General features: G+C 59.4%; 4 protein-coding genes. 2 read left to right on the forward strand and 2 right to left on the reverse strand.

Annotated elements, in window-relative coordinates:
- The coding region (locus WBV42_RS13875; RefSeq protein WP_423986551.1) for an MFS transporter at nucleotides 1–705 on the forward strand (705 nt) is incomplete at its 5' end.
- A gap of 94 nt (nucleotides 706–799) precedes the next feature.
- On the opposite strand, the gene WBV42_RS13880 is transcribed toward WBV42_RS13875, so the two are convergent.
- Together WBV42_RS13880 and WBV42_RS13885 are read right to left on the reverse strand one after the other, a co-directional pair.
- Nucleotides 800–2,419, reverse strand: a complete 1,620-nt coding sequence (locus WBV42_RS13880) for a BCCT family transporter (RefSeq protein ID WP_423986552.1) — start codon at nucleotides 2,417–2,419, stop codon at nucleotides 800–802.
- 410 nt (nucleotides 2,420–2,829) lie between these two features.
- Complete coding sequence (locus WBV42_RS13885; RefSeq protein ID WP_423986553.1) at nucleotides 2,830–3,900, reverse strand: TrmB family transcriptional regulator; 1,071 nt, start codon at nucleotides 3,898–3,900, stop codon at nucleotides 2,830–2,832.
- A 179-nt stretch (nucleotides 3,901–4,079) separates the two neighbouring features.
- On the opposite strand from WBV42_RS13885, the gene WBV42_RS13890 reads away from it, so the two are divergent.
- Nucleotides 4,080–4,209: hypothetical protein (locus WBV42_RS13890; protein ID WP_423986554.1), on the forward strand; the 130-nt coding region annotated here is incomplete at its 3' end.

Here is a 4,209-nt window from a genome sequence, read left to right on the forward strand (position 1 = left end):
ACGCTCGGACTCTCGGTTCGAACGCACTTCCTGATCGTCGGCCTCGCCTTGCTCGCCGGTGGACTCGCCGCGAGTGCGTGGCTCCTCCCGAAGAACGGCGACTCCGGCGCCGAACCCGCTTTCTCCCTCCCATCCCGAAAGCTCGCCGGGTTTTGCGCCATCGGATTCTGTGCGCTCTTTATCGAGGGCGTCGGAAACGATTGGAGCGCCGTGTTCCTCAAGAGCAGCGTCGGTACCTCTGCAACCGTTGCCGCACTGGGATTCGGCGCGTTCTCCCTCACGATGATGCTCGGTCGATTCCTCTCCGACTACATCGTCGTGCGACTCGGCTCACAGCGGTTCATTCGAACCACTGCCATCGTCGCCGCCCTCGGTCTCGCGTTGACGCTCGTCGCCCAAACGATCGTTTCGCTGGTCGGCTTGGCGTTGCTCGGTTTCGGCCTCGCCGGTCTCATGCCCGTCGCGATGAGCATGGCGGGGAATTACGACCCCGAGTCACCGGCCGAACCGGCAATCGCCGCCGTTTCGACGACCGGTTACGGCGGATTCGCCATCGGACCGGTCATCATCGGCGTCATCGCCGACGCAACGACGTTACGGGCGGCGTTGGTTCCGGCCTTGGTCCTCGCCCTCCTCGTGGCGGTCTTCACCGGTATCCTTCCGACGGTTTCCCACCTCTCCCACGAACGGGAAGCATCGACGTGACATCCCCGTCCGCTGATGACGGAGGAATCCTGAGCGTCGAGAGATAGGTATGGTGACTTCCCGTTCTCCCAACTTCCCGGCCCTCCAACACGATTCAGTCGTCGGAGTCGGGGGTTTGCCTTGCGCGTTGCTGAACCGTCGACTGCATCGGTGCGGTTTCGATGTCGTCGGTGTCGTCGATGTCGTCCTCGGTAAGGATGGGGAATTCTCGTTCGAATTCGAGAAGCATGCCGACCATAGTGACGGCACAGAGGATAGCAGTCGGCAACCCGACGAGGATGGTAAACGACTGGAGAACGGGCATACCGCCAGCGAGGCTCAGTGAGACGGTGAGAAGCACCATCATCAACCCCCAGATGACGCGATTGAGTGAGGACGGCGATTCGTCGCCTTTCACGATGACCATGGCGATGCTGAGCGTAGAGGAGTCCAACGTGGTGATGAGGAAGCTGATGACGAGCGCCAGTAGGATGGCCGAGAATACACCGGGGTAGGGGAAGAGTTGTTCAAACAGTGCGAATCCGACAGCTTCGAGGCCCGATTTCGAGTAGATGCCGAGTAGGTCTGTGGCACCCGAGGTCTGTAGCAGGAGCGCGGAGCCGCCGGTAGCGACGTACCAGGGGACGGTAAGCCCAAACGAACCGAGGAGCCCCGCGAAGACGAGCTGACGGAGCGTCCGCCCTTGGGAGATACGCGCCATGAAAATGCCGACCATCGGTGCGAACGTGAGCCACCACGGCCAGAAGAACAGCGTCCAAGAGCCGAGCCAGTCGGTGGCCTTCGGGCTGTAGTAGAGGCTCATGCCGACGAAGTCGGTCACGTACCCGGAGAGCGCTTCCGTACCGAGGTTGACCAGCGATGCGGGCTGGCTAAACACGAACGTAACGGCCATCAGTCCGAGTAGCAACACGATGTTGAGGTCGGCGAATCGACGGATACCCTTCTCAATTCCGGTGACGACGGAGAGTAAGAACAAGGCACCGACCAGCAGGATAAGCCCGATACGGCCAGTGTCGCCGAGATGGATGCCCCACTTAAATCCGAGACCAGCGGTGAACTGGCTGATGCCGAGGCCGAATGAGACGGTGATGCCGCTGATGGTGATGATGACAACCATCGCGTCAACCAGTTTAGCGACCCAGCCACCTATGTTATCGGCACCGACGAACGGGGCGAGAATGACAGCGGGTCGGAACGACGTATCCTTCCGATAGACGAAGTACGAGATGGAGATGGCGAATACGAGGTAGGTGGCCCACGCGGACATGCCATAGTGGAAGATGGCATACTGGAGTGCGTCGACCATCCGCGCCCACGTACCGACATGGGAACTGAAGTACGGCGGCCGAGTGTTGTAGTGGACGAGCGGTTCGACCGGCCCCCAAAATTCCAGGCCACCCGACGAGAGACCAGCAGTAAACGTCAATACGAGGTACTGCCAGAACGAGAAATCGGGGTCGGTGTCCGGGCCGCCGAGTTTGATACGTCCCCACGGGCTGAACAGGATGTACAGTACGAAGACGAACGAGAGGAGCACCACTAAAAGGAAGAACCATCCGAGATTGGAAATGATAAACGTATTCGCAGTCGCCAGTTTTGACGCGGCGGCATCCGGCCACGCGACGATGCTAACGATGATTCCGATCAGGGGAACGAGTGAGAGTGCGAATATGAACGGATCGGATTCGCGCCGGAACTCCTCGATTGCAGTCATGAATGACGCAGTACACGGCTGTGTACAACGGAGTTCAGTTTTGCGCCGTTCTCGGGGACGCTCCTGTCGGAGTGAGATCGAACTTCGCTGATTGCGTGCATCTGGACGCTGTTCAATGTTTAGGCAAGGAAATATCTGTTGACTCTAAATAATTCCACCCGGCTATTGGTTCGAATCTGGGACAAGTTTATCATTTCTTCGAAAGATACTGTCCGAAAGTCGGCGAACCCCGACCGTCCGACAGAAACTCGAAGTGCGTGCCTTGGCCTCCGTTTTTTGATCCGGGATGCTACGCTCGGAGTGCGGAGATTCACTCACGCTGGATTGTCACCCACAGTATCAACTGCATCACCCACCGAAAAGCGGGAATTCGCCTTGGAGTCTCCGTACTTCCGGTTGGAGGACGACGATCAGGGGCCATCGATTCGTTCGACGGTAAACCGTTTCGCGGCGATGTCCTCCCTCTCGGCTCCCCGTCCGCCGATCGTGTATCGTTTCTCCTCCGTTTGGAAGTGAATCGTCGCTTCCGCGGCCAATTCTATGAGCGAAGCGGGCGTCCCTCCCGTTCTGGTACCGGTATATTCCACGTCAACGAACTGCCCCGAGAGCGTGCGATCTCGCCCCGTTCTCACCAACTCCCCTTCGACGCGTCCGAATATCTCGGCTCCATCGTCCAGAAGGGGCTCTATCCCGCGAATACAGTCCGTTATCTCCACGAACGAGTACGGAGGCCGTTCGTTGCGTCCGTCGTATATCGTCTCGTACACCTCCCAGAGTCGCGTCAGGTAGTACCAGTGGAACACGTACGTCGTCGTGTAGTCGTCCACGAGCACGCCGTACTCCCGTGAACTGTTCGTCGCGTAACAGGCGCGCTGGCGGTCGACCAACAGGAGGAACGGCCCGGCGAGGTCACGTCGGCGGACTTCGGTACACACTCCCTCGAACTCCGAACGGTCGAACGGGAGTTCGTCGTCGGGCGGGAGGTGGAGCGAGAGTTGAACGTACACGCCGCGTTCGTGGGCATCCCGCAACAGCGGTTGGAGCGTGGTGAACTGATCGGCGGGAACCGCCAGTTGGATGTGCTCGTTCGCCATCCCGATCGATTCACGAGCGTGGTCCAACACCGTTCGAAATCGTTGGACGAGACTCACGTCACCTTCCCGCACTTCGGGTGCTTGGTATCGCGTCTCGATTTCGTCGATGGCGAATTCGTACCGCTCGATTGCCGTCTTGAGCCCAGACAGGGCTTCTGACGGGTGGGTTGCTTGGGCGTATAGTCGGTCACGCTCGTAGACGGTAACGTAGCCCTCGTCGTCCAGCGTCCGAAGCACGTCGTAGATTCGCGGTTGCGGCACTCCGCTCATCGACGCGATTTCGCTCGCCGACGCCGATCCGAGTTCGAGCAGCGTGACGTACGCATCCACCTGATATGGGGAGAGACCCGCCTCTTCGAGCACGGCATTCAGTTCGGTCGGTTCCATCTTACCGACGGGTTCGACCCCGACCCACTTAGAGAGGGGATTATCACCGGTACCTTGCCTGCAAGCGTGCTGATCACTCGCTCGACAACGGACCGTCCGAACTCCGTCAAAGACGGGAAACCGTCGTGGCTCGGCACGTCCCGCAGGATTTTAACACTCACCCGACCAACCAGTGAGCAATGACTGCTCAGGCTGTCCAAGAGGGCGAACTCGTGGCCGTCATCGGCCTCGAAATCCACGTCCAACTGGAGACGGACACGAAGATCTTCTGCGGGTGTTCGACCGACCAAGACGACGCCGAACCGAACA

The sequence above is a fragment of the Haladaptatus sp. genome, from assembly GCF_049589095.1.
Lineage (GTDB): Archaea > Halobacteriota > Halobacteria > Halobacteriales > Haladaptataceae > Haladaptatus.